The sequence below is a fragment of the Niallia sp. Kr1 genome, from assembly GCF_050389805.1.
In the GTDB taxonomy this organism is placed as follows: Bacteria; Bacillota; Bacilli; order Bacillales; family Cytobacillaceae; genus Bacillus_BD.
Genome location: NZ_CP130945.1, coordinates 935,001 through 958,890 on the forward strand (window position 1 = coordinate 935,001; position 23,890 = coordinate 958,890).

The window sequence follows — 23,890 nt, forward strand, 5'->3', positions numbered from 1 at the left end:
AATGGTTGGAAATCATTCGTAGAGTGTAAAGGCACAAGGGAGCTTGACTGCGAGACCTACAAGTCGAGCAGGGACGAAAGTCGGGCTTAGTGATCCGGTGGTTCCGCATGGAAGGGCCATCGCTCAACGGATAAAAGCTACCCCGGGGATAACAGGCTTATCTCCCCCAAGAGTCCACATCGACGGGGAGGTTTGGCACCTCGATGTCGGCTCATCGCATCCTGGGGCTGTAGTCGGTCCCAAGGGTTGGGCTGTTCGCCCATTAAAGCGGTACGCGAGCTGGGTTCAGAACGTCGTGAGACAGTTCGGTCCCTATCCGTCGTGGGCGTAGGAAATTTGAGAGGAGCTGTCCTTAGTACGAGAGGACCGGGATGGACGCACCGCTGGTGTACCAGTTGTTCTGCCAAGAGCATCGCTGGGTAGCTATGTGCGGAAGGGATAAGTGCTGAAAGCATCTAAGCATGAAGCCCCCCTCAAGATGAGATTTCCCATAGTGTTAAACTAGTAAGACCCCTGAAAGATGATCAGGTTGATAGGTTTGAGGTGGAAGCGTGGTGACACGTGGAGCTGACAAATACTAATCGGTCGAGGACTTAACCACAATTCATGATGAATGTCAGCATTATCTAGTTTTGAAGGAACAATCCTTCAACAAAATAGTCTGGTAACAATGGCGAGAAGGTCACACCCGTTCCCATCCCGAACACGGAAGTTAAGCTTCTCAGCGCCGATGGTAGTTGGGGCTTTGCCCCTGTGAGAGTAGGACGTTGCCAGGCTAGCCCCTTTTAGAAATATTAGGGGCTTTATTTTTGTCTAATGGACAAAAATAGGTAACTATGGCCCGTTGGTCAAGCGGTTAAGACACCGCCCTTTCACGGCGGTAACACGGGTTCGAATCCCGTACGGGTCACCATTTTTAAAAGGAAGGTCTGCTAAGTGCGCGACATCCTGTCGCAACGCATGCACTAGCACATCCTGTACGTCGGAGGATTAGCTCAGCTGGGAGAGCATCTGCCTTACAAGCAGAGGGTCGGCGGTTCGAGCCCGTCATCCTCCACCATATTGCCGGCCTAGCTCAATTGGTAGAGCAACTGACTTGTAATCAGTAGGTTGGGGGTTCAAGTCCTCTGGCCGGCACCATCCTTACTAGTGGTATTTTAGATGAAAGACCACTATTTTTTAATTAAGTACGAGCCATTAGCTCAGTTGGTAGAGAACCTGCTTTGCACGCAGGAGATCAGCGGTTCGATCTCGCTAGTCTCCACTATTTAAAAGACTATTCTCTATTGTGGCGGTGTAGATCAGCTGGCTAGAGTATTCAGTTCATAGCTGAAAGGACATTGGTTCGAGTCCTACAAGATCCATCTCAACATTATATTAAAGTGGAGGAATACCCAAGTCTGGCTGAAGGGATCGGTCTTGAAAACCGACAGGCGGGTTAAACCGCGCGGGGGTTCGAATCCCTCTTCCTCCGCCATTTAAATCCAAATACCATTATCGCGGGGTAGAGCAGTCCGGTAGCTCGTCGGGCTCATAACCCGGAGGTCGCAGGTTCAAATCCTGTCCCCGCAATCCGGTCCGGTAGTTCAGTTGGTTAGAATGCCTGCCTGTCACGCAGGAGGTCGCGGGTTCGAGTCCCGTCCGGACCGCCATTTATATTTTTTGTTTTCCAGTAGGATTCCATGGCTCACTACTGTTTAAATAGATTTGTGGCACAGTAGCTCAGTTGGTAGAGAAACGAATCGTCCCGTAGGGGATTCGTTCTGCAACAAAAGCCAAAGCTTTTGAAGCACAAGTAGTTCGATCACTAGTTAAATTTAGGAAGTACTATTTTATACGGCTCAGTAGCTCAGTCGGTAGAGCAATGGACTGAAAATCCATGTGTCGGCGGTTCGATTCCGTCCTGAGCCACCATTATTTAATATTTCCTATGTCCTTACACCCTTTGGAGGGGTAGCGAAGTGGCTAAACGCGGCGGACTGTAAATCCGCTCCTTCGGGTTCGGCGGTTCGAATCCGTCCCCCTCCACCATACATAAATGTTTAATGCGCCTTTAGCTCAGCTGGATAGAGCATACGCCTTCTAAGCGTACGGTCAGAGGTTCGAATCCTCTAAGGCGCGTATTTAAAAAGACCTTATCATTTTTTTATGGATGAGGTCTTTTTGTTTACAAAACGATCAATGATTCAGAGAATTAAAATTCAGCAAACCCTCTATTTTATTTAGTAAAATAGAGGGTTTTTCTTTTTCGTTTAACTGAGTTAAAATATTTTTAGTACTATTTTAATGATATAATAGACCTATCTTTTGCTAGAATTATCTGTAATATCAACATTTATAGGTTATAATTAGGAATTTCCTTAGGTGATCTAGGAATACATAAATTTTATTTAGGTAGATGGGGATGGGGTATCCTATATGTATTATGCTGGACATATATTCCTGCCATTGTAAGCTTTATAGAGGGCGTTATATTTCTTGTATCAAGTGATGAGAATTTTGCTAGAAAACATGACAAAGGATACAGAAGATTTGGAGTTTTTTGATCATAAAAAATCTCCCATGCAATAAAATTGATAGAATAAAATACTTTCGTTACAATTAAACTAATAATTGTATAAATAGATGGGAGTTTAGTTATATTATATGAAAAAGGCAGTCGTACTATTTTTGTTAGTTATACTTGTAGGCGCTGGAGGATATGTTTTTTTTGATTATTCAAATAAGAAATCGGTAACAATTACTGAAAAAACAACATCTACATCTGAACAAAGCCAAGAGAACACGGATACTTTTATCGAAATTCAAGAGAATATAACGGAGCCGATTGAAGAAGAGTTGCCAAATGATATGAGCGAAGGTCAAGTTCAAGACGTCATTCATAAAATGAGTCACCAAAAAGTGAGAGCAGAGGAAAAATGGGGCTTTACTCCATTAACAATGGAACGTGTTAATAGATTGATAGAGGTAGTAAACGTCAATCAATATGACCATGCTGATGTTTATCTAGATATTTTAAACCGTTGGAAAGAAAGTAATTTTTCGCACGTTGATAGCGATCACAATACAATTTGGACACTTCAAAATGGAACAGTGGGAAAAGCAACTGGCATTCTAACTGTTGAAGAAGAAAAACAATTAATAGCAAAATATTTTAATATCGAAAACGAGGAATAGATTTGTTAGGGATTTGTAAAAAATAACGAATCTATTTGGAACTAGTAAAGTTGTGTGTTAAAATAGAAACATTGTAAAAGCGTGTTTTTTATCAGGAGGTACTTAAATGCTACATACGATCTTAATGGCTTTACTTGTTATTGATGCAATTGCCCTTATTATTATTGTTCTTCTTCAATCAGGTAAGAGTGCTGGATTATCAGGAGCTATTTCTGGTGGTGCTGAGCAATTGTTTGGAAAACAAAAAGCCCGTGGAATTGATTTAATTCTTCATCGATTGACAGTTGTATTAGCGGTTTTGTTTTTTATTCTTGCTATTGCCGTATCGTATTTCGGACTTTAATAGAAAAAAGCCTGGCCTTTTCGTCGGTCAGGCTTTTTGCATTGGCAAACAAAACACAATCAAAATACTAGCATGCATGGAAGACTTTTGCTTAAACTAAAGATAACTTACGGTAATGATGACTAAACTGAACATGGAATCTATGAAAGACGGTTTTCATATCGTTAATGAAGACCATAACATAGCTAAGACCATAGTTCATTAGTCTTCATCACCACAAACAATCCTTTGATTACGTTCATGAACGATTTTACAAACGAAAGATCAACAAGGGGGAACAAAAAAATTGAAAATAGTAGCACCAAAGCCGTTTACATTTGGTAAGGGGAAAAGAGCAGTTCTTTTATTACACGGATTCACAGGTCATTCAGCTGATGTTCGGATGCTAGGTCGTTATCTAGAAAAGAAAGGATATACTTGTCATGCACCAATTTTTAAAGGGCATGGAGTCCCACCGGAAGAGCTTGTACATACGGGTCCAGAGGATTGGTGGGAGGACGTCATGAACGCCTATAAATATCTTCAAGACCAGGGGCATAAGGAGATCGCTGTTGCGGGTCTATCCCTGGGAGGGGTATTTTCCCTAAAATTGGGTTACACTGTACCTGTAAAAGGGATTATCCCCATGTGTGCCCCTGCTTATATTAAAAGTGAGCAAGTTATGTATAAGGGTGTACTGGAGTATGCACGGAATGCTAAAAGAATGGAAGGAAAATCGGAGGAACAAATTGAAAAGGAAATGGAAGAATTTCAGAAGACTCCGATGAATACATTAAAAGCATTACAAGAATTAATTGCTGATGTGCGTGATCAAATTGATCTTATTTATGCACCGCTTTTTGTTGTACAAGCTAGAAATGATGGAATGATTAATACAGATAGTGCAAATATTATCTATAATCGAGCAGAATCACCACAAAAAGAAATAAAATGGTACGAAAACTCAGGACATGTCATCACGTTAGATAAGGAAAAAGACCAGTTACATGAAGACGTTTATCAGTTTTTAGAAACATTAGACTGGGAAGAGTGAACAAGACTAGAAAAAAGAAAATAGGAAACTAAAGGAGGGATAGAATGGATCAAATTCAACAGCACATCGATCGTTTATTGCATTATATGAAAGATGAAGCTTATAAACCATTAACAGTCCAAGAATTAGAGCAGGCTTTAGGTGTAGAAGATTCATCTACATTTAAGGATTTTGTCAAGGCCCTTGTCCAAATGGAGGAAAAGGGACTTGTTGTCCGTACTAGAAGCAATCGTTATGGATTGCCTGAAAAAATGAATCTCATTAAAGGGAAGTTAACCGGTCATGCCAAAGGATTTGCTTTTGTCATTCCAGAGGAAAAAGGAATGGATGATATTTTCATTCCACCGAGTGAAACGAAAAATGCTTTACATGGTGACACCGTGTTGGCAAGGGTTACGTCAGAAAGTTCTGGTCAACGTCGAGAAGGTACCATTGTTAGGATTCTCGAGAGAGGCATTCAGACGATTGTAGGAACCTATACAGAAAGCAAAAACTTTGGTTTTGTCATTCCAGATGAAAAGAAATTTGCCGGAGATATTTTTATCCCAAATGCAGGTAAAAATGGGGCGGTAGAAGGTCATAAGGTGGTTGTTAAGTTAACCACATACCCTGAAGGTAGAATGAGTGCTGAAGGGGAAGTCGTACAAATTCTTGGTCACAAAAACGATCCAGGAGTAGACATCCTATCCGTCATCCATAAACATGGGTTGCCAGGGGATTTTCCAGAAGAAGTCATGCAGCAGGCACATGAAACGCCAGATTCTATTGATGAAGCAGAGCTTGGAAATCGCCGTGATTTAAGAAATGAAACGATTGTGACCATCGATGGCGCAGATGCTAAGGATTTAGATGACGCAGTTACAGTTTCTAAGCTTGAAAACGGTAATTATAAGTTAGGGGTACATATTGCAGACGTAAGTTATTATGTAACAGAAGGTTCTCCAATCGACCGTGAAGCGGCTGATAGAGGAACAAGTGTCTATTTAGTCGATCGAGTGATTCCAATGATTCCACATCGTCTGTCTAATGGCATCTGTTCATTAAACCCAAAAGTTGATCGCCTGACCTTATCCTGTGAAATGGAAATTGATAGTGATGGGGTTGTCGTCAACCATGAAATTTTCCAAAGTGTCATCAAGACAACCGAACGAATGACCTATTCTGATGTGAATAAAATTTTGGTTGACCAAGACGAAGAATTAATGAAAAAATATGAATCCCTTGTACCTATGTTTCAACTGATGCATGAATTGGCAAAAATATTAAATGGTAAACGTCAACATCGTGGTGCGATAGATTTTGATTTTAAAGAAGCGAAGGTATTAGTTGAAGAAGATGGAAAACCAACAGATGTTGTGATTCGAGAACGTTCAGTAGGCGAACGTTTAATTGAGGAATTCATGCTCGCTGCAAATGAAACCATTGCAGAACATTTCCATTGGATGGAAGTACCGTTTATTTACCGGATTCATGAAGATCCAAAAGAAGATAAGCTTCGTCGCTTCTTTGAATTTATCACGAATTTTGGTTATATCGTAAAGGGAACAGCTAACTCCGTCCATCCGCGTGCGCTTCAAGAAATTATAGAAGAAGTGCAAGGAAAGCCAGAGGAAATGGTGATTTCTACCGTTATGCTACGCTCGATGCAACAGGCAAAATATGATCCAGAGAGCTTAGGTCACTTTGGTCTATCAACCGAATTTTATACTCATTTCACGTCGCCGATCCGCCGTTATCCGGATTTAATTGTTCATCGTTTAATACGCACGTATCTCATCAATGGGAAGCTGGATCAAGCAACTCGGGAAAAATGGGATGCACAACTTCCTGACATCGCGGAACATTCATCAAAAATGGAACGTCGAGCGGTTGATGCAGAACGTGAAACAGATGAGATGAAGAAAGCGGAGTATATGGAAGATAAAATTGGTGAGGAATATGATGGGATTATCAGTTCTGTCACAAACTTTGGGATGTTTGTGGAACTTCCCAATACGATTGAAGGACTGGTTCATGTTAGCTATATGACGGATGATTATTATCGTTATGATGAACGCCATTTTGCGATGATAGGGGAACGAACCGGTAATGTTTTCCGAATTGGTGATGAAATCACGGTTCGTGTCATCAATGTTAATAAGGATGAGCATTCCATCGATTTTGAAATTGTCGGAATGAAAGGGACACGTAGACGTGAACCGAACGAAGGAACACGAGTCTTTAAAACAGGAAGTTCTGAACGAAAACCACGAAATGATAAATCTGGTGGAACTAACAGACGAGGAAAAAGTGGAGAAGGAAGCGGAAAACCAAAATCCTCTTCGAAAAAAAGTAGAAATAAAAAATTCTTTGAAAATGCACCAAAAGCAAAGCGAAAGAAAAAACGCTGAAACAGGGGGACGGTTCTCCTGTTTCAAACCTGAACGAACCAACATATCTGACTCGAAAGGGGGGTTCCGAAATATTCGGAACCCTAGAAGGCTAGAACATATAAATTCGGAACGGGGTTTTGAATTGTTCGGAACGGAAATTTTTGATAGAATGGAGCAATGAAAGTGGGGAAAGCTCTATGCCAAAAGGTACAGGTAAAGTCATAGCACAAAATAGAAAAGCCAATCATGACTATTTTATTGAAGAAACATATGAAGCGGGAATCGTTTTACAAGGAACTGAAATTAAATCGCTTCGTGCTGGTAAAGTGAACTTAAAGGATTCCTATGCGAAAATTATGAACGGTGAAGTGTTTCTAATCGGCTGTCATATTAGTCCATATGAACAAGGAAACCGATATAACCATGATCCAGAACGCACTAGAAAACTATTATTGCATCGCAAGCAAATCAATAAATTAATTGGTGAAACAAAAGAAATTGGATACTCACTTGTTCCATTGAAGATTTATTTGAAAAATGGCTATGCAAAAATCTTAATCGGATTAGCTCGCGGTAAAAAGAAATACGACAAACGTGAAGACTTAAAGAAGAAAGAAGCGAAGCGAGATATTGAACGAGCATTCCGTGAAAGCCAAAAGATGTAGGATTTGCAATTGGAAAGATAACCAGTAACTAACAATTGAAATCAAATTTGTTTATGCTATAATAATAAATGTCAGCGAGGCAATGAGCTGACAAGTTAATCTTAGCTCGACCTTCGAGCATTCCATAACGTCAGCGCATAAGCGCGAATCGGATAGATGATTAAATTCATCGACGATTTTCTATATGGGGACGCTACGGATTCGACAGGGGTAGTTCGAGCTTAGGTTGCGAGTCGCAGGGGTCGGCTGCGTTAAAACGCCAAAGCCTATAACTGGCAAACAACAAAACAACTTCGCTTTAGCTGCCTAATAAGCGCTTAGCGGTTCCTCCCTCCATCGCCCATGTGGTAGGGTAAGGGACTCAACTTTAGTGGGCTACGCCGGATTCCACCGTCTGAGGATGAAGGAAGAGAACAACCAGACTAGCTGACCGGACGCCGGTCGATAGGCATAAGGATCAGCGAAATGCGAATATATCGACTACACTCGTAGAAGCTTAAGTGACGATATTCTTGGACGTGGGTTCGATTAGTAATTAGTCGCCTTATGTGGTAACACATAAGTGAAAATCTGGCTTGATCGGTGAAACCTAAGTCGCTTTGAGGCGATAAGGCAATACCGAGCAGTATGAGGAGTAATCCAACAGCTGTGTATCGACTTATAGGCTACCAGCAGATTTGGTAGTACTAGGATGCGAAATCCTACCTTGACTGAGGTAAATCTATGATTCGCATAATACGCCAGAGGGCCTGTTAGATAAGCAGGTCTAAGATATAGTCAGTGCCATGTCGAAAGCATGGAAGTGCACGTCCCACCGTCTCCACCAATACATAACATTTGGTGGTATATACTACATTAAAACGGACTTACCGATAAGGGTAAGTCCGTTTTTGCGTGTATGTATCTGCTTCTAGGTAACAATCATTTTTGTGCAATTTTTTTCTCTTATTTAAATATTAAAAAAATCATTTTCAAAATTAGTTTTTATTCTTAAATTTTCAGTATTATATTTACCATTTCGAAGAGTAACTGACTCGTAATAGTCAAGGATCCATTTAGTTCGGAGTTTTTTCTTTTCAACTCTAAGAATTGGTTCTATAGAATATAATGTAGAAACAACATCTTCCTTCTTTGTGACAGTTAAAGTATAGGAATTTTTATGTTTCTCTGGATTATAATTTCGCTTGTTATTTATCCTTCCTCCTATTAGATCTTGAACATAAATTAATAATTCTATATCTGTTGATGCAATAGATATACATGGTCTTCGATACTCTCTTGTATGTCTTCTTGAGAGTGTTATTGTACCTTCACCATCTATTATTCCAGCTACGTAAGAAGCCTCCCATTAAAACATATGATCCCCTCTTTTATAACAAGAATGTATGTTCCTATTTATTGTATAATAGATCCCTTTCTCTGTATATTACTTTTATCACATATGTAGACATGATTTGCAGGAATATTGGTAGGTTTCGTGTTAAAGTTTGTATATAGTAGAGCACTAAAAGTGTAAGGAAAACCTTTATCGTTACTAGGAAAATATGTATATCATTTTCTAGTTTTGGTGGTAAATACTGAAAAAAAGGAAGAGGTAAATGATTAGAGAAGCGAATAGTGAGGACAAGAGAGAAGCGGCTATTTTAATTTATGATGCAATTTTAGATATTGCCCATAGCTTGACCGGAGAGACAGAAAGAGATCAAGTACTTGAATCATTAGAATTCTTATTTTCAAGAAAAGAGAATCGGTTGAGTTTCGAAAATTGTTTAGTAAAGGAGTTGGAGGGAAAAGTAGTCGGTCTTGTATTAACTTACCCTGGGAAAGATGCAGAAAAACTGGATGAAGAAATTAAACAATACTTAAAAGGCAAAAAGGGACAAACTCCAGTCATTGACAAAGAAGCGGATGAAACCGATTTTTACATAGATACGGTAAGTGTAAATCCAAAATATCGCGGCAAAAAGATTGGAACTCGTCTATTAGAAGCAAGCTTTTCAGAGGCAAAGCAAGCAGGATATAAAACTGTTTCTTTATTAGTAGAAGAAAATAATGTAAATGCACGAAAACTATATCATAACCTTGGATTCAGGTATAAAAAAACAGTTTCCGTTCATCATCATATTTACGACTATTTAATTCGAGAAGTAGACTAACTGCTATATATAAAACGGACTTTCCAATAATGGTGAGTCCGTTTTGCGTTCTTATGTAAAACTCAATTTGTCTCTATCTCTTTATAAAATACATCAAATAAAATACCTAATCAACAAAATGAACGAACTCCCCAACAGGCTTTCGGTAACCTCTTGGCCTTATCTTTTCCTTAACAGATTTACCTAAAGTAATCATTAGAACGGGTTGATGATTCTCTGGAATTTTGTAAATCTCTTTAATGGTTTGTACATTATGTACATGCATCGGGCAAGTATCCCAACCTTGATCTTTAGCAGCCAACATAAATAACATAGCCGATAGACAAGCATTACGAATATTATCGTCTTCTATAAACTTAGAATTATTTTCATATAAATTATTAATGGCAGCAATTGTATCGTTATATTCTAATTCATCCATAATCCCTAGTAATTTCATGCCTTCGTATAAGCGAGGTGCTTCCTTATATCCTTCTGAATCACCACATACGATAATTGTTGCTGAAGCACTAAGAGTTTTATGCTGACCGTATGATGCTTCTTTGACCTTTGCTTTCTTTTCTTCCGATTTAGCAACATAATAATGTGTTGTTTGAATATTAAAGGAAGAAGGGTGAGTTTTAACCACTTCAAAGATCTCCTGTAATTCTGCATCAGAGATTTTAATATCTGATTGAAAATTGATCGCGGAACGTCTTTCTTTAGCTAATTCGATAAATTCCATTCTGTATGCTCCTCTTTTAAATAGATTTAATAACATTATAATCTTGTAACTAGATAATAGTAACTAGTAAATACTATGTTAAAAAAATATTTTTGCTACAAGAGATAATTAAAATAAAAAAATATAATAAAGTGGTTGACATGTATAAATACAGATGTTATTATTACTTCGAATTAAAGATAACTTAATTAAAAGTAATTTAGGAGGGTGACTATCATATCGATCAAACCTTTACCTATTTTAAGTTACAGGTTATAAATTTTTTTAAGAAGTATCTCGAATTAAAGATAATTAAAATTAGGAGGAATTTAGAATGGTAAGTATTGGATTGTTAATTATTCGTTTGGTGATTGGATTACTATTTGTAGCACATGGAGCTCAAAAATTATTTGGATGGTTTGGCGGTTATGGTGTAAAAGGTACAGGCGGCTGGTTTGAATCAATAGGCATTAAACCTGGTGTAACGATGGCACTTATCGCAGGCCTAACCGAACTAATTGGAGGAATTTTGTTCGTGCTAGGACTATTAACGCCACTTGCTGGAATCATGATTGCAGGTACAATGGTAGTGGCAATTGCAAAGGTGCATGGTTCGAACGGTTTGTGGTCAACTTCCAATGGATATGAGTACAACCTAACATTGCTTGCAGTAGCGATAGGAATAGCTTTAATCGGTCCTGGACAATATGCATTAGATGCATTTTTATTCTAAAATATCTCGAATTAAAAATTAATAAATTAATAAAATAATTGGGCAAAATAAGAAAATCAAGTTTGTCGATCTAAAATGGAATGGGGTGTAAAAAAGATGACTAAAAAAACAACAGGAATTCATCATATAACCGCAATTGTTGGTCATCCACAAGAGAACGTAGATTTTTACGCAGGAATATTAGGATTGCGTTTGGTAAAGCAAACAGTCAATTTCGATGATCCAGAAACGTATCATCTGTATTTCGGAAATGAAGGTGGGAAACCCGGAACGATTATTACATTTTTTCCGTGGGCTGGAGCACAACAAGGCGTTATTGGCGGTGGTCAAGTAGGTGTGACTTCTTATGTCGTACCTAAAGGGGCAATGGAATTTTGGGAAAAGAGACTCGAAAAGTTTACCGTTTCATATACAAAAACGGAACGCTTCGGAGAGCAATATTTGAAGTTCGAAGACCCACATGGATTACACTTAGAAATAGTTGAAAGGGACGAAGGAGAAGCGAATACCTGGAATTTTGGGGATGTGACTCCAAATGTTGCGATTAAGGGCTTTGGAGGTGCTACTTTATTATCCACAAAGCCAACTAAAACAAGTGAATTGTTAGAAAAAGTGATGGGACTAGAGTTCGTCGGAAAAGAAGGGGATTTTGCTCGTTACCGATCTACTGCAGAAATTGGTAACATCATCGATCTATACCTAACACCTATGGGGCGCGGTCAGATGGGAGTAGGAACTGTTCATCACATTGCTTGGCGTGCCAAAGATGACGAAGATCAACTAGAATGGAAACAGTATGTAAAAGATAATGGATATGGAGTGACCCCGGTACAAGATCGAAATTATTTTAATGCTATCTACTTTAGAGAGCAGGGAGATATTTTATTTGAAATTGCGACAGATCCTCCAGGATTTGCTCATGATGAATCACAAGAAACAATGGGAGAAAATTTAAAGTTGCCTGGGCAGTATGAAAAGTATAGAAAACAAATAGAACAAGGATTGTTACCATTTGAAGTAAGAGAACTAGACTGATATGAATGAAAGCGAAATTTCATTTGATGGAAGGGCTGAACAAATGTGAAACATCTATTCCAAAAAGGAAAGAATGAATCAAAACCTACTCTATTACTGCTCCACGGCACAGGTGGAAATGAATTAGATCTGTTGCCTCTTGCAGGAATTATTGATGATGAGGCTACATACTTGAGTGTTCGTGGAAATGTGTTAGAAAATGGGATGCCTCGATTCTTCAGAAGATTGGCTGAAGGTGTATTTGATGAAGAGGATCTTATTTTTCGAACAAAAGAATTAAATGAGTTTCTAGATGAGGCAGCCGAAAAGTATGAATTTGATAGAAACAATGTACTTGCAATCGGTTATTCAAATGGAGCTAATATTGCAGCAAGCTTATTGTTTCATTACCAACATTCATTACAGGGCGCCATTCTTCATCACCCAATGGTTCCGAGAAGAGGAATTGAGCTTCCTGATTTAACTGGGAAGTCTGTGTTTATAGCAGCTGGAACAAACGATCCGATTTGCTCACCAGAGGAATCGGTAGAATTACAATCGCTATTAGAGAAATCGAAAGCAAAGGTAGAACTTCATTGGGGAAATAGAGGTCATCAATTGACCCAAGAAGAAGTAAATGCTGCAGCAACTTGGTATCAAAAGCTTATAAATTAAAATCAAGAACAAATCAAAACGGCTCGATCTTCGAGTCGTTTTTTGATTTGTTCTATTCTGTAAAAGTAAAGGAGTGTGTGCTTTTAGAACACCAGTTATTTCTCCCCACCAGGAAATTTCTGCTGTTTTAACATATCACTCACTCCATGATAGTAAGATTTACTGAAAAAGGTAGCAACCATTTCTGTCCAAGTTCCAGCACGATTGTTTTGTGCTCTTTCTTCCAAATACTTTTTATAGACATCATTATATTGTTCCAGTAGTGGTAACATTTCTTGTTGGTATATTTCTTCGTGATAAACGGCTTCCTTTGGAAGACGTGGTTTTTGGTCTGGGACTTGTGCGGGGTGACCAACACACAATCCTGAAACAGGAATGACATAAGGTGGTAGGTTAAGCTCTTTAATCACTTCGAGTGCATTTCTTCTAATTCCTCCAATAGGAACTGTTCCAAGACCCAATGATTCAGCAGCAGCAACTGCGGTACCTAATGCGATCCCTACATCTGTAGTTCCAACAATTAAGGTATCAATATCAAAAATGGCGTCCATTGACTTGTTCTCCATTTGGCTAGCCAAATAGGTTCGATAAAAGTCAGCGCAAAAAATAAGAAACACTGGAGCTTCTTCAATGTGCTTCTGTCCCCCACAAAGCTGCGCTAAGTTATTCTTACGTTCAGGATCTTTTACGGCAATGATCGAATACTGTTGACCGTTAATCCAATTAGGGGATGCCTGTACGGCCTGAATAATCTGATTCAACTCTTCCTCATCTACTGGTTTGTTTTGATAAGAACGAACCGAACGATGTGAAAGCAATGATTGAATAACCTCATTCAAAGAAATTCCCTCCATTTTCATTTTAACCTCTATAAGTAATTGTAACGAACATTCATTTAGAGAAGCAAGAAAACCCACTTTATTGCAAAGTCAATGGTTCCTTGAAACTAGTATTTATAATAAGCAGGATCAAAGGAGGTTGAGTAATTATTACATTTTTCTAAAAAGTGAACCGAATGATATTGACATTGATAATCATTATCAATTAAAATAATCCTAGATAGAGTTGAGAATTATTATCAACTAAAGTAATTGAACACATAGAAATATAAAGAAGAGGGGGAGATTAAATTTATTATTTGCGTATGTTGTGGATTCATAAATGAGGAAGAGCTTATGAATAGGGAGAATGATACTAATTTAGAGCACTGTCTATGTTGCAATTCAAATGATGTGGAAATATTTTAATAAAATCAATATATGTAATGGAGGAGAAGGGATATGCGATCGTTATTAATTGTTGGTGCAGATAAGTTAGGTGTTATTCCCAAAAAGTTATCGTCACTTGGATTTAATGAAATCCAACATATTAGCGGGAGAAAAGTACAAATGGTGAAAATGTCTATACCTGAACATATAAATTACATACTGGTATTAACAGACTATGTGAATCATAATTTATCAACTGGTATTAAGCAACGAGCTAAAAAGCATGCTATACCTATCTTTTTTGCAAAGCGTTCTTGGTGTTCAATTTTTCAAACACTTAAAAATGTAGACTAGTCCTATTTAAGTTGAAATATTGAAATAACAAGCATATTAAATCTAGTCTGAATAAGAGAGGTTAGAATTTAGAAATTATTTTTTTGATATAAAGAACCTTCCCGTTCACTTTCACTTTCAATAAATGTTCCTTCTACTCTCGTTTTTAATAATAAAGAAGCGAAAAAGGACGCTCCGGTTATGGACATAAAATACAAACAAGCAATTCTGCTGGTGCGGCGACAACTTGAGATGATAGTAACGGAATTAGAATTAAACAAAGCTCCGATCAATAATAAACGTGGAATAACATGGAAGTGAGCGCTTCCTCCTATTTTTTGCAAAATGGGGAGCGATTAATCCTATCCCAAGACCAATAGCCGTCATTTCATCCAATATTAAATCTAGTATACGCACTTTATAACAAGCTATGGGAAGTAAATGACTATCCAAGGAAGGATCGCTAACGCGTGTTCATGTCCTTCCCCAAATCCTTCGTGACACAACCAGATGAGTGAACAAAGTGAAATCAGTTGGTCCCATGCGAAGCTAGATAGTCGTTATCCCTTCACTAAAGTCGCATTGCATCAATCCCCATTCATTCTATACGAATCGGGGTTACATTCTCCTATCGAGAAATACTTTGTAAAAATTACCCATACTAATGAAAGGTGCGACTCCTTAAAACATGACTCTCCAGCTCCAATAACTGTTTCTTCATTTTTACCCCCCCACGGTACCCAGTTATTGCCCCGTTTTTTCCAATAACGCGATGACATGGTACCGTGATTAAGATGGGGTTAGCTCCAATCGCTGTCCCCACAGCTCGTACAGCGTTCGGTTTATTTATATATGTTGCAATGTCAGAATAGGATTTCGTTTGACCGTATGGAATTTGACATAGGGCATTCCATACGGCAAGTTGGAAGTCTGTTCCACTGTAATCAAATGGAACCGTAAACGTTTTTCGCTTACCATCAAGAAATTCAATCATTTCATTTATATAGGGTTGGAGCTTTTTAGCATCTTCAATAAGAGGACTACCTAAAAAGTATTTTTCTACCCATGTAGACAATTCTTCAAATGGTTTGTTTAGCGAACCGACAAAAGCAAGACCTTTTTCAGTTGCCGCTATATAAAATTTCCAATCCTTAAAAGATAACAAGGACCAATAAATGGTCGGTCTACTATTTAATTTCATCTTTATTCCTTCTATCTATAATGTGTCCTACTTATAATAACACGACTTTATACCGTTTAAACGGATCGTAAGACAGACGACTCATAATTTCTGGTTTGTAGAAATACTAAAAGAGTGAGAGATCAACTGACTTTAAAGAACCAACAATATGTATACAGCCTAAAAACGCCTGTGTAACCCGCATCCTCTGGACTCAACTAAGCATAAGTAAAACTCCACTGATGGAAGTGTACTTTATGAACCAAAAAATAAATCGAGAATGTTTGAACCTTTAGAAGATTGTTTATTGTAGAATTCGGAATAACCGCAGTTGTTACAATAAACAACCATAAACGTATTATGTTGGACATCAAAAATTTTTGATAATCCTGTTCCCGTCATTGCAACTTCCTTAGTTCCTGCATCTTTGCTACCGCATTTAATACAACCTTTTTCATGCATGATATTACACCTCTCTACATAATGATTTGTAACTTTTATACGGAAATGATTAGTAAAAAGTTTCAGTACTTACCAACATGAAGTAATTTAAAAAACACATCCTCAGGTTAAACTACCTTTGTAGCGAAAATGTTTTAAATTTGAAGTATTTAACATAACTGCTACTTACAAAATGTCCCAATGCATTGTTGAGTATAATAAATTTGGACTAAAGGATGCTCAAACCGGTCAAAATTACCTTTTTTTTCTATAAATACAGTCAAATAGTATGATTGATAAATACGCTTTATTCATTTATTATTAAGTCAAGATATTTAAAATAAAGGTAAATTAAAGGAGAGATCATATAAATGAATGTACTAGTAGTAAGAGCAAACAATAGACCAGCTTCAGAAGCGGTATCAAGCAAAATGTACGAAACGTTTATGGAAGAAGTCAAAGGTGCGGAGAACTTAAATGTTTCTGTGTATGATGTATACCAAGAAGATACTCCATACTTCGGACAGGAGTTTTTAACTGCATTTGGAAAAGTACAAAATGGTGAGGAATTAACAGCTGATGAGCAACGTCTATTAGCAGCAAAACAAAAGGCAATGGATGCCCTATCTGCAGCAGAATTAGTTGTTTTTGCGTTCCCATTATGGAACTTAACTATTCCAGCAAAATTACAAACTTTTGTCGATTATGTATATCAAGCAGGTTATTCTTTCAAATATGATGAAAACGGAAACGCCGTTCAATTAATGACTGATAAAAAAGCTATTCTTCTTAGTGCTCGTGGCGGGATTTATTCAACTCCAGAAGCAGCTCCTATGGAAATGGCTGCTAACTATATTCGTAATGTATTTGGTGGAGTATTTGGAATGAAATTTATCGATGAAGTCATTATCGAAGGTCATGCAATGGCTCCAGATCAAGCAGATCAAATTATTGCGGATGGTTTGGAAAAAGTAAAAGAAGCAGCTAGAAAATTAGTAACAGTTAATGCATAGTATTATATTGTGAAATAGGGATAGAGCCATAATGCTCTATCCCTATTTTTATGATTTAATGGGGGTTTGGCTAAAATTGTAAATTGACAGTTTAGTAAAATATGATATTCTAGTATAGTGTTGCTTTAACGCTAAAAAGCGTTTATTCCCAAAAACATTATCTAATGGATACCTCTTATAGAAAAGGGGAAAATAATCTAATCAATGTGTAGTTAGGTGTGAAGGTATGTCAGAAAATCAACATGAATTAAAAAGGGGACTAAAACCCCGACATGTACAATTTATTGCTCTAGCGGGTATGATTGGGACCGGGATTTTTAAGGGTAGTTCAGATACATTAAATTTAGCAGGTCCCAGTGTTGTAATAGCCTATATGATAGGTGGACTTTTATTATTTATTGTGATGACTGCAATGGGTGAAATGACCACTGTTTATCCAAATTTAAATGTACAGAATCTCATTCATAAAGCCTTCGGATTTCGTCCATCCTTTATTGTTGGATGGTTATACTGGATTAACTGGGTTGTTGTGACTGCGGTCGAATTAATTGCAGCTGGAAGCTTCCTGAGGTTTTGGTTTCCAGATATTCCATTATGGATATTAAGTATGCTGTGTGCAGCTGTTATTATTGGAATCAATTTATTTGAAGTAAAGAACTATGGTGAAATGGAATTTTGGTTTGCTAGTATTAAAATTTTTACGTTAGTCGCGTTCATCATTTTAGGTGCTCTCATTTTATTTGGCATCTTTCCTACAAACTCATCAGCTTCATTTTCTAATTATACCGCGTATGGCGGTTTTTTCCCGAATGGATTTAGCGGCATGTTCAGTGCATTTCTTGTTGTGATGTTTTCTTACGGTGGTGCTGAATTAATCGGGGTTGCTGTGACTGAAACAAAAGATAGTGAAAAGGTAATACCAAAAGTCATCAAAAGTACCGTATTCCGCGTGATTATTTTCTATGTTTTACCTATTTTGATCATCTGTGGAATTATCACTTGGAACCAAGTAAGTGGGCAGGATAGTCCTTTTGTTCAAGTGTTTACACTTTCAGGGCTACCAGGTGCAGCGCATATCATGAATTTTGTTTTACTAACAGCTGTTCTTTCAGCAGCAAATTCAGGTATTTATGCTACTTCTAGGACTTTGTATACAATGGCAAAGCACGGGGAAGCTCCTAAGGTCTTTGCAAAAATCACTCCAAAAGGAATCCCTTTAAATGGTATTTTAGTTACAATTCTCTTTATTTTAGCAGGGGTATTTTTATCATACATGACACCAGATGAAGTAATTAGTTACCTCATGTCTATTCCAGGATTTACGGTATTGGTAATTTGGATTGGAATTTGTTGTGCTCAACTTAAATTACGCAAACAGTACCCAACTAAACCAAAGTTTCAAGTAAAATGGTTTCCATTTACTACTGTTATCGGGGCCTTGGCATTATCAATAATCTTTATCTCGTTTTTATTCAATCCAAATAACGTAATTGGAACGACCGTATGTTTAATTGTTCTTGTAACATTAATTGTCCTTTCTTTTATCGTTAAAAAAACAAGTAATAAATAAAAATATAGGTGTCAGGCACCTTCCAGTTTCTGGAAGGTGCCTGACACCTATTTTAGGTTATAATAATTTTTTTATTATGGAAACTACTATGAAGGGAATCTTTAACTTTTTGTAATATTATTTACTTTTTATTTACTCCCACTTAAAGAGTTTACAAAACCTTTACAAAAGACTAACGTGATCTTTACATACTATATATATTCTGGAGAGGTTGCTATTTTTCATCTTGGAGGTTATGAAATGTCGTACTTTAAAAATGTAAAAATAGGGCTATTCCTATTATTTATAGTTTTCGTGTTTACTGCATGTGGTAGTATAGCGGATGAAAGTCAAACTGGATCATCGGATAAGAATTCTTATACACTGTCCATTTCTGGTTCTACTTCTGTGGGGCCATTAGCTGAGAAGTTGGCTGCTAAATATGAAGAACAATCGGACATAAAAATAGAAATCAATCAAATTGGATCCTCTGCGGGAATTACCAATGCGATAAATGGGGTATCAGAAATTGGAATGTCTTCTCGTGATTTGAAAGAAGAGGAAAAGTCTAGTCTTACTGAGAACATCATTGCTTATGATGGAATTGTCGTAGTAACCCATCCAAGCAATAAAGTAAAAGATCTAACGATGGAACAAGTAAAACAGATTTTTACAGGCGAAGTGACTAATTGGAAAGACCTTGGTGGCGAAGACATGGAAATCGTAGTTGTATCAAGAGAAGATGGCTCTGGTTCGCGTGACGCCTTTCAAGAAATAGTAGGTTACTCTTCTGGTGAATTAGTTAAAAGTGCGATTGTTGCAAGTGGAAACGGTAATATAAAAACGACCGTTGCGATGAATAAACACGCTGTAGGATTTATATCATTCGAATACATTGATGATTCAATTTCCACAATAGATATAAATGGAGTGGAAGCTACGGCTGAGAATGTTCTCCAACAAAAATATAAACTGTCACGACCATTTCTATTTGTACATAAAGAGGAAAACCTGAGCCAAGAAGGACAACAGTTTATAGATTATATTTTAAGCTCAGAGGGTCAAGGAATTGTATCAGAAGCTGGTGTAATTCCATTAAAATAAGGAATTAGTATTTAATATTGTTCATTATTAATAGGCATTAATGTTTTAAGTGATTTTGGAGGAATGAATATGTCAAGCCTATCTAGTGAGAAACAAACAACTGAAATGAATCAGTCAAATAAAAGGAAATATATGCTAGAAAAATTTTCTGGGAAAATATTTCTTTTATGTGCTCTATTATCCGTCATTTGTCTCGCTTTAATTGTCGGATTTGTATTTTATAAAGGAGTCCGTCCGTTTGTAGTGGAGGGGTATAGTTTTATTGACTTTCTTTTCGGTGTAGATTGGGTACCAAGTGAAGATAAATTCGGGATTTTTCCAATGATTGTGGCCTCAATCTTTGCCACAATCGGTGCATTAATTATTGGGGTTCCAGTAGGATTATTTACAGCGATTTTTATAGCTGAAATTGCTCCTAAACGATTAGCCAAAATAATTTCGCCTGCTGTTCAGTTACTTGCAGGAATCCCTTCTGTTTTATATGGAGTCTTCGGATTAGCCATCATCGTCCCTTTTTTACAAAATAATTTAGGGTTAGCAAAAGGTCAGAGCTTGCTGGCTGTTATTCTTGTATTAGCGATTATGATGTTACCTTCCATCGTTACCGTTTCCGAAACAGCGATTCGTGCTGTTCCAAAAACGTATCGTGAAGGATCATTAGCGCTAGGGTCTTCTGAAATAAGAACTATTTTTAGAGTCGTGGTCCCTGCTGCAAAATCTGGAATTATGACAGCGATTGTTCTAGGAATGGGAAGAGCGATTGGTGAAACAATGGCTGTTATATTAGTAGCGGGAAACAGTCTCATTATCCCAACTAGTCTAACCGATAGTATTCGTCCATTAACGACAAATATTGCCCTGGAAATGGGATATGCCGCAGGAACACATCAGGAAATGTTATTTGCAACTGGAATCATTCTATTCAGTTTCATTTTATTGTTGAATTTTGTATTGGCAAAAATTAGTGCGAAAGGTGGTAATTAAGTTGAGAGAGTTTAAAGATGGTTTATTACGTGGACTGCTATGGTTTGCAGCTTTCTTAACAATTGCCATTCTTGTTATGATTGTAGGTTTTATCTTTGTGAAAGGTTTTCGCTTGATAAGCTTCGATTTTATTTTCGGTGATTACTCACCAGTAGGTGGTGGGGGAATTTGGCCAATGATCGTGACAACAGTCTATACCATTGTCATTTCGTTAATCATTGCAACACCAATTGGAATTTTGGCTGCCGTCTATTTGCAGGAATATGCAAAGCAAGGTCGATTAGTCAAAATGATTCGTTTTGCTACGGAAAGTTTAACCGGAATTCCTTCGATTATCTACGGGTTATTTGGGGCTGTATTTTTTGTAACTACTTTAAAATTCGGCATGTCCATTATTGCAGCCTCTTTGACCTTAACGATCATTATCTTACCTGTTATTATACGTACAACAGAAGAATCGTTAAAAACAGTACCACAGTCATATCGTGAAGGCTCTCTTGCTTTAGGAAATACAAAGCTGCAAACTCTTTATAAGGTGATTTTACCTAGCGCGATGCCTGGAATTTTATCAGGTATTATTCTCTCTATTGGACGAATTGTTGGAGAGTCTGCTGCAATCTTTTTAACCGCTGGAACAGTAGCGGCATTACCTGAAGGAATCTTCTCTTCAGCGAGAACGTTAACGGTTCATTCGTATTTAGTAACCCAGGAATCGGGTGACATCGAACTAGCATCGGCAATCGGGATTGTCTTAATTGTGATCATTTTTGTGTTGAACTTTTTAGCAACCATTATTTCGAAAATCTTAAATAAAGCGGATTATTAGAAAGTTTTAAGAATCGTTAATTTTAATGATGTTTAAATAAGAAGGAAAGGGTTTTTTTGCCATGTATCAGCAATTAAATGGAAAGACGAAAATAAACGTACATGATTTGAATCTATGGTATGGAGAGAAGCAAGCTCTATTTTCTGTTTCAATGAATATTATGGAAAAGGAAGTTACCGCTTTTATCGGTCCCTCCGGCTGTGGAAAATCGACTTTCTTACGAACGCTCAATCGGATGAATGATTTAATTGACGGAGTAAAGATAAGTGGTGATATCACGATCAATGATGAAAATATTTACAAAAGTAATGATGTGATTAAACTAAGAACGAAGGTTGGAATGGTTTTTCAGAAAGCCAATTTGTTTCCAATGAGTATTTACGATAATGTTGCGTATGGTCCCCGAGGACAAGGAATTAAAAATAAAAAAGAATTGAATCAAATTGTTGAGGAAAGTTTGCGTGGTGCAGCCATTTGGGATGAAGTGAAAGATCGCTTAAAAACTTCAGCACTAGGACTTTCTGGTGGTCAACAACAGCGTATATGTATTGCTCGTGCCATCGCCATGAAGCCAGATGTCATCTTAATGGATGAACCTACTTCTGCATTAGATCCAATTTCCACTTTAAAAGTAGAAGAGTTAATTACACAGATGAAGGAAAATTATACGATTGTCATCGTAACGCATAACATGCAACAGGCTGCACGTGTATCCGATAAAACCGCATTCTTCTTAAATGGAGAAATCATCGAATATGATGAAACAGACTTAATCTTTTCAAGACCAAGAGATAAGAGAACAGAAGATTATATTACTGGACGATTTGGTTGAGTTCTTATACACAAGCGAATCAAAGTGGATCGTTTGAAACAATTGTACTGTTATCATGAAATGGAGGGAGTGGACTAGGGTCCCTCCCTCCGTTTCTTTTAAAGGAAGGGAGGCCACTTTTTCGCATATTGTGTGGGGGTTATCGATGTCAATTTTTTAAAGACTTTACTGAAATAATTTAAATCATTAAAACCTACCAGAAAGGCAATATCTGTAATAACTATATTTCCCCTTTGCAAATATAATTTTGCCTCCTCAATTCTTTTTTGATTAATAAAATCTGTTATGTTCATTCCCGTTTCTTCTTTAAACTTTCGTGAAAGATACGAGGGATTAACATATATTTTTTCCGCAATTTGACTTAAGGTTAACGAGTTCCCTAGATTTAATAGAATATAGTCAACTGTCTTTTTTACAATAGGGCTATAATGACCGGTAGCAAATGTATTTACAAGATCACAATATTCGTTAGTCATTAATACAATTAGCTTTTGCAAATTTGGGATATTAATGGTTCTCTCGATTAAAATGGCGAATCTTTCTGAAATATTATGAAGATAAACAGGGTGTACACCACCTCTTTCAGCGGCCATTCTTAATAATGTATTCATGACAAAGGCCATATTTTTAGATGAACGGATGGGACTCTCAGGAATACGATTGGAGAACTCTAATACCCCTGACATAGAGTGAATGATGTTATTGGCTTCTGTTTTATCTCCTCTAGCTATAGCATCCATTAACTTCCTTTGAGTTTTATATCTACTTTCGATAATGTCTTTGTTTTCTTCAATACTTACCTTTAAACGGGTTTGACTTAGGGAAGATGTCTGTATACTTGAAGAGATTCGTTGTGCTGGGATATAATCATGACCACACATATTAACAAGCAATTCTCCGATACTTTTGTACTCTATTTCACCTAATACGGGTAAGGATTGATAGAATTGTTCTAGTTGTTTACGTTCACTTATAGGGAGATTATTTCTAGAAATAATGTCTTTTATTAGATCAATAATCGACATACTTGAAATGAAAGGTCCGACTACTATACTTCCCAAAAAAGATGACCCCTTCCAAATCCCAACAGCCATATATTCAAGACCGAATATATTGATATAGTGATAATAATGATGAGGCGGGTTATTATAAAGTACATCATTTATATGTGTGTATTCATTCTTAGGATGATCTAATACTGCTGGGATGAAATGGTTTACCGATTGAAACAAGGCATTACCATCCTGATCAATCAATATCGTATCCATTCTCGTTACGAAATGGATAATTTGGCCGACTTTTATAATATCTCCTACCAAAAGAATACCCCCTTCAACTTACTCTTTTAAAATAAAGTAATATATTTACTATTTTAGTAAAAAAAATACGATTAATAAAGAATGTTATTTATTATAATGAAATTAAATTAAAGCCCTTACAAATGGGGCAAATAAGAAATAATACCTTGGGTCATTTTGGATACTCTAATCTATGAATAGACCAGCTAATTGAAAATCTCACTATTAATTAATGTATTTCATATAACGAT

The 23,890-nt window shown here is 37.1% G+C and carries 22 protein-coding genes, 10 tRNA genes, 2 rRNA genes, 1 other RNA gene and 1 pseudogene (1 of these 36 running past the window's edge); 30 read left to right on the plus strand and 6 right to left on the minus strand.

The genetic code is table 11. From position 1 onward, the window contains the following. From Q5760_RS04510 to ssrA, 19 genes are all read left to right on the plus strand, one after another. Window positions 1-601: ribosomal RNA gene (locus Q5760_RS04510) — 23S ribosomal RNA — on the plus strand; it begins 2,335 nt to the left of the window's first position. 59 nt (window positions 602-660) lie between these two features. Next, a 5S ribosomal RNA gene (gene rrf / locus Q5760_RS04515) occupies window positions 661-776 on the plus strand. 62 nt (window positions 777-838) lie between these two features. Then, a tRNA-Glu gene (locus Q5760_RS04520) sits at window positions 839-913 on the plus strand. Between the two features lie 71 nt (window positions 914-984). Beyond that, window positions 985-1,060, plus strand: a tRNA-Val gene (locus tag Q5760_RS04525). A gap of 4 nt (window positions 1,061-1,064) precedes the next feature. After that, a tRNA-Thr gene (locus tag Q5760_RS04530) sits at window positions 1,065-1,140 on the plus strand. Window positions 1,141-1,197: 57 nt separating this feature from the next. Beyond that, a tRNA-Ala gene (locus tag Q5760_RS04535) sits at window positions 1,198-1,264 on the plus strand. A gap of 120 nt (window positions 1,265-1,384) precedes the next feature. Next, a tRNA-Ser gene (locus tag Q5760_RS04540) sits at window positions 1,385-1,477 on the plus strand. A 21-nt stretch (window positions 1,478-1,498) separates the two neighbouring features. Beyond that, window positions 1,499-1,572: transfer RNA gene (locus Q5760_RS04545), tRNA-Met, on the plus strand. 3 nt (window positions 1,573-1,575) lie between these two features. Beyond that, window positions 1,576-1,652, plus strand: a tRNA-Asp gene (locus Q5760_RS04550). A gap of 186 nt (window positions 1,653-1,838) precedes the next feature. Then, window positions 1,839-1,914: transfer RNA gene (locus tag Q5760_RS04555), tRNA-Phe, on the plus strand. 33 nt (window positions 1,915-1,947) lie between these two features. Further along, a tRNA-Tyr gene (locus Q5760_RS04560) sits at window positions 1,948-2,031 on the plus strand. Window positions 2,032-2,047: 16 nt separating this feature from the next. After that, window positions 2,048-2,121, plus strand: a tRNA-Arg gene (locus Q5760_RS04565). Between the two features lie 233 nt (window positions 2,122-2,354). Continuing rightward, the gene (locus tag Q5760_RS04570; protein ID WP_428912494.1) at window positions 2,355-2,546 is read left to right on the plus strand and encodes a TM2 domain-containing protein; all 192 of its coding nucleotides are present in this window, start codon (window positions 2,355-2,357) and stop codon (window positions 2,544-2,546) included. 100 nt (window positions 2,547-2,646) lie between these two features. Then, the gene (locus Q5760_RS04575) at window positions 2,647-3,177 is read left to right on the plus strand and encodes a DUF6241 domain-containing protein (RefSeq protein ID WP_428911053.1); all 531 of its coding nucleotides are present in this window, start codon (window positions 2,647-2,649) and stop codon (window positions 3,175-3,177) included. A 106-nt stretch (window positions 3,178-3,283) separates the two neighbouring features. Next, complete coding sequence (secG, locus tag Q5760_RS04580) at window positions 3,284-3,520, plus strand: preprotein translocase subunit SecG (RefSeq protein WP_428911054.1); 237 nt, start codon at window positions 3,284-3,286, stop codon at window positions 3,518-3,520. Between the two features lie 286 nt (window positions 3,521-3,806). Beyond that, window positions 3,807-4,553, plus strand: a complete 747-nt coding sequence (locus Q5760_RS04585) for an alpha/beta hydrolase (protein ID WP_428911055.1) — start codon at window positions 3,807-3,809, stop codon at window positions 4,551-4,553. A 44-nt stretch (window positions 4,554-4,597) separates the two neighbouring features. Continuing rightward, complete coding sequence (gene rnr, locus Q5760_RS04590) at window positions 4,598-6,943, plus strand: ribonuclease R (protein WP_428911056.1); 2,346 nt, start codon at window positions 4,598-4,600, stop codon at window positions 6,941-6,943. A gap of 179 nt (window positions 6,944-7,122) precedes the next feature. After that, a complete protein-coding gene (smpB, locus tag Q5760_RS04595) occupies window positions 7,123-7,590 on the plus strand; it encodes an SsrA-binding protein SmpB (protein ID WP_428911057.1) in 468 nt (155 codons plus the stop codon). Between the two features lie 194 nt (window positions 7,591-7,784). Then, window positions 7,785-8,121, plus strand: a transfer-messenger RNA (tmRNA) gene (ssrA, locus tag Q5760_RS04600). Window positions 8,122-8,539: 418 nt separating this feature from the next. On the opposite strand, the pseudogene Q5760_RS04605 reads toward ssrA, so the two are convergent. Beyond that, window positions 8,540-8,923: pseudogene (locus tag Q5760_RS04605) on the minus strand (LAGLIDADG family homing endonuclease); the annotation flags it as partial. A gap of 265 nt (window positions 8,924-9,188) precedes the next feature. On the opposite strand from Q5760_RS04605, the gene Q5760_RS04610 reads away from it, so the two are divergent. Then, window positions 9,189-9,746, plus strand: a complete 558-nt coding sequence (locus tag Q5760_RS04610; RefSeq protein ID WP_428911058.1) for a GNAT family N-acetyltransferase — start codon at window positions 9,189-9,191, stop codon at window positions 9,744-9,746. A gap of 106 nt (window positions 9,747-9,852) precedes the next feature. On the opposite strand, the gene Q5760_RS04615 is transcribed toward Q5760_RS04610, so the two are convergent. After that, window positions 9,853-10,470 carry a nitroreductase family protein gene (locus tag Q5760_RS04615; protein WP_428911059.1) on the minus strand — a complete coding sequence of 206 codons (618 nt, stop codon included), beginning with the start codon at window positions 10,468-10,470 and terminating at the stop codon, window positions 9,853-9,855. A 313-nt stretch (window positions 10,471-10,783) separates the two neighbouring features. On the opposite strand from Q5760_RS04615, the gene Q5760_RS04620 reads away from it, so the two are divergent. The 3 genes from Q5760_RS04620 (at window position 10,784) to Q5760_RS04630 (ending at window position 12,871) form a co-directional block, all read left to right on the plus strand. Further along, window positions 10,784-11,182, plus strand: a complete 399-nt coding sequence (locus tag Q5760_RS04620) for a DoxX family protein (protein ID WP_428911060.1) — start codon at window positions 10,784-10,786, stop codon at window positions 11,180-11,182. Between the two features lie 96 nt (window positions 11,183-11,278). Then, window positions 11,279-12,217 carry a ring-cleaving dioxygenase gene (locus tag Q5760_RS04625; RefSeq protein WP_428911061.1) on the plus strand — a complete coding sequence of 313 codons (939 nt, stop codon included), beginning with the start codon at window positions 11,279-11,281 and terminating at the stop codon, window positions 12,215-12,217. 45 nt (window positions 12,218-12,262) lie between these two features. Beyond that, complete coding sequence (locus Q5760_RS04630) at window positions 12,263-12,871, plus strand: alpha/beta hydrolase (RefSeq protein WP_428911062.1); 609 nt, start codon at window positions 12,263-12,265, stop codon at window positions 12,869-12,871. A gap of 95 nt (window positions 12,872-12,966) precedes the next feature. Here Q5760_RS04630 and Q5760_RS04635 read toward each other — a convergent pair whose 3' ends face one another. Beyond that, window positions 12,967-13,710 (minus strand): NADPH-dependent oxidoreductase, encoded by a 744-nt coding sequence (locus Q5760_RS04635; protein WP_428911063.1) that lies wholly within the window; start codon window positions 13,708-13,710, stop codon window positions 12,967-12,969. Window positions 13,711-14,151: 441 nt separating this feature from the next. Here Q5760_RS04635 and Q5760_RS04640 point away from each other — a divergent pair, with 441 nt between their 5' ends. Next, complete coding sequence (locus Q5760_RS04640) at window positions 14,152-14,433, plus strand: DUF2325 domain-containing protein (protein ID WP_428911064.1); 282 nt, start codon at window positions 14,152-14,154, stop codon at window positions 14,431-14,433. A 640-nt stretch (window positions 14,434-15,073) separates the two neighbouring features. On the opposite strand, the gene Q5760_RS04645 is transcribed toward Q5760_RS04640, so the two are convergent. Together Q5760_RS04645 and Q5760_RS04650 are read right to left on the minus strand one after the other, a co-directional pair. Then, the gene (locus Q5760_RS04645) at window positions 15,074-15,613 is read right to left on the minus strand and encodes a methylated-DNA--[protein]-cysteine S-methyltransferase (RefSeq protein WP_428911065.1); all 540 of its coding nucleotides are present in this window, start codon (window positions 15,611-15,613) and stop codon (window positions 15,074-15,076) included. A 234-nt stretch (window positions 15,614-15,847) separates the two neighbouring features. Next, window positions 15,848-16,054, minus strand: coding sequence for a zinc ribbon domain-containing protein (locus Q5760_RS04650; RefSeq protein WP_428911066.1), 207 nt, complete (start codon window positions 16,052-16,054; stop codon window positions 15,848-15,850). 350 nt (window positions 16,055-16,404) lie between these two features. Between Q5760_RS04650 and Q5760_RS04655 the strand changes: the two genes are divergently transcribed. The 6 genes from Q5760_RS04655 (at window position 16,405) to pstB (ending at window position 22,341) form a co-directional block, all read left to right on the plus strand. After that, window positions 16,405-17,046 (plus strand): FMN-dependent NADH-azoreductase, encoded by a 642-nt coding sequence (locus Q5760_RS04655; RefSeq protein WP_428911067.1) that lies wholly within the window; start codon window positions 16,405-16,407, stop codon window positions 17,044-17,046. 226 nt (window positions 17,047-17,272) lie between these two features. After that, the gene (locus Q5760_RS04660; RefSeq protein WP_428911068.1) at window positions 17,273-18,616 is read left to right on the plus strand and encodes an amino acid permease; all 1,344 of its coding nucleotides are present in this window, start codon (window positions 17,273-17,275) and stop codon (window positions 18,614-18,616) included. Window positions 18,617-18,856: 240 nt separating this feature from the next. Further along, the gene (locus Q5760_RS04665) at window positions 18,857-19,699 is read left to right on the plus strand and encodes a phosphate ABC transporter substrate-binding protein (RefSeq protein ID WP_428911069.1); all 843 of its coding nucleotides are present in this window, start codon (window positions 18,857-18,859) and stop codon (window positions 19,697-19,699) included. A 69-nt stretch (window positions 19,700-19,768) separates the two neighbouring features. Further along, window positions 19,769-20,683: a phosphate ABC transporter permease subunit PstC gene (gene pstC, locus Q5760_RS04670; protein WP_428911070.1), complete on the plus strand. Its 915-nt coding sequence runs from the start codon at window positions 19,769-19,771 to the stop codon at window positions 20,681-20,683. 1 nt (window position 20,684) lies between these two features. Then, window positions 20,685-21,509, plus strand: coding sequence for a phosphate ABC transporter permease PstA (gene pstA / locus Q5760_RS04675; protein ID WP_428911071.1), 825 nt, complete (start codon window positions 20,685-20,687; stop codon window positions 21,507-21,509). A 61-nt stretch (window positions 21,510-21,570) separates the two neighbouring features. Continuing rightward, window positions 21,571-22,341 carry a phosphate ABC transporter ATP-binding protein PstB gene (gene pstB / locus Q5760_RS04680; protein ID WP_428911072.1) on the plus strand — a complete coding sequence of 257 codons (771 nt, stop codon included), beginning with the start codon at window positions 21,571-21,573 and terminating at the stop codon, window positions 22,339-22,341. A 98-nt stretch (window positions 22,342-22,439) separates the two neighbouring features. Here the strand turns inward: pstB and Q5760_RS04685 are convergent, their stop codons facing one another. Then, entirely contained in the window at window positions 22,440-23,660 is a 1,221-nt protein-coding gene (locus tag Q5760_RS04685; protein WP_428911073.1) for a helix-turn-helix transcriptional regulator, read from the minus strand. Window positions 23,661-23,890: the final 230 nt, after the last annotated feature.

What these genes read in the sequence shown, in the direction of transcription:
- rnr (WP_428911056.1), top strand. Translation starts at nt 4,598, where the DNA reads ATGGATCAAATTCAACAGCACATCGATCGTTTATTGCATTATATGAAA.
- Q5760_RS04575 (WP_428911053.1), top strand. Translation starts at nt 2,647, where the DNA reads ATGAAAAAGGCAGTCGTACTATTTTTGTTAGTTATACTTGTAGGCGCT.
- Q5760_RS04610 (WP_428911058.1), top strand. Translation starts at nt 9,189, where the DNA reads ATGATTAGAGAAGCGAATAGTGAGGACAAGAGAGAAGCGGCTATTTTA.
- Q5760_RS04625 (WP_428911061.1), top strand. Translation starts at nt 11,279, where the DNA reads ATGACTAAAAAAACAACAGGAATTCATCATATAACCGCAATTGTTGGT.
- Q5760_RS04645 (WP_428911065.1), bottom strand. Translation starts at nt 15,613, where the DNA reads ATGAAATTAAATAGTAGACCGACCATTTATTGGTCCTTGTTATCTTTT.
- smpB (WP_428911057.1), top strand. Translation starts at nt 7,123, where the DNA reads ATGCCAAAAGGTACAGGTAAAGTCATAGCACAAAATAGAAAAGCCAAT.
- pstC (WP_428911070.1), top strand. Translation starts at nt 19,769, where the DNA reads ATGTCAAGCCTATCTAGTGAGAAACAAACAACTGAAATGAATCAGTCA.
- Q5760_RS04660 (WP_428911068.1), top strand. Translation starts at nt 17,273, where the DNA reads ATGTCAGAAAATCAACATGAATTAAAAAGGGGACTAAAACCCCGACAT.
- pstB (WP_428911072.1), top strand. Translation starts at nt 21,571, where the DNA reads ATGTATCAGCAATTAAATGGAAAGACGAAAATAAACGTACATGATTTG.
- Q5760_RS04615 (WP_428911059.1), bottom strand. Translation starts at nt 10,470, where the DNA reads ATGGAATTTATCGAATTAGCTAAAGAAAGACGTTCCGCGATCAATTTT.
- Q5760_RS04640 (WP_428911064.1), top strand. Translation starts at nt 14,152, where the DNA reads ATGCGATCGTTATTAATTGTTGGTGCAGATAAGTTAGGTGTTATTCCC.
- Q5760_RS04650 (WP_428911066.1), bottom strand. Translation starts at nt 16,054, where the DNA reads ATGCATGAAAAAGGTTGTATTAAATGCGGTAGCAAAGATGCAGGAACT.
- Q5760_RS04620 (WP_428911060.1), top strand. Translation starts at nt 10,784, where the DNA reads ATGGTAAGTATTGGATTGTTAATTATTCGTTTGGTGATTGGATTACTA.
- Q5760_RS04665 (WP_428911069.1), top strand. Translation starts at nt 18,857, where the DNA reads ATGTCGTACTTTAAAAATGTAAAAATAGGGCTATTCCTATTATTTATA.
- Q5760_RS04655 (WP_428911067.1), top strand. Translation starts at nt 16,405, where the DNA reads ATGAATGTACTAGTAGTAAGAGCAAACAATAGACCAGCTTCAGAAGCG.
- secG (WP_428911054.1), top strand. Translation starts at nt 3,284, where the DNA reads ATGCTACATACGATCTTAATGGCTTTACTTGTTATTGATGCAATTGCC.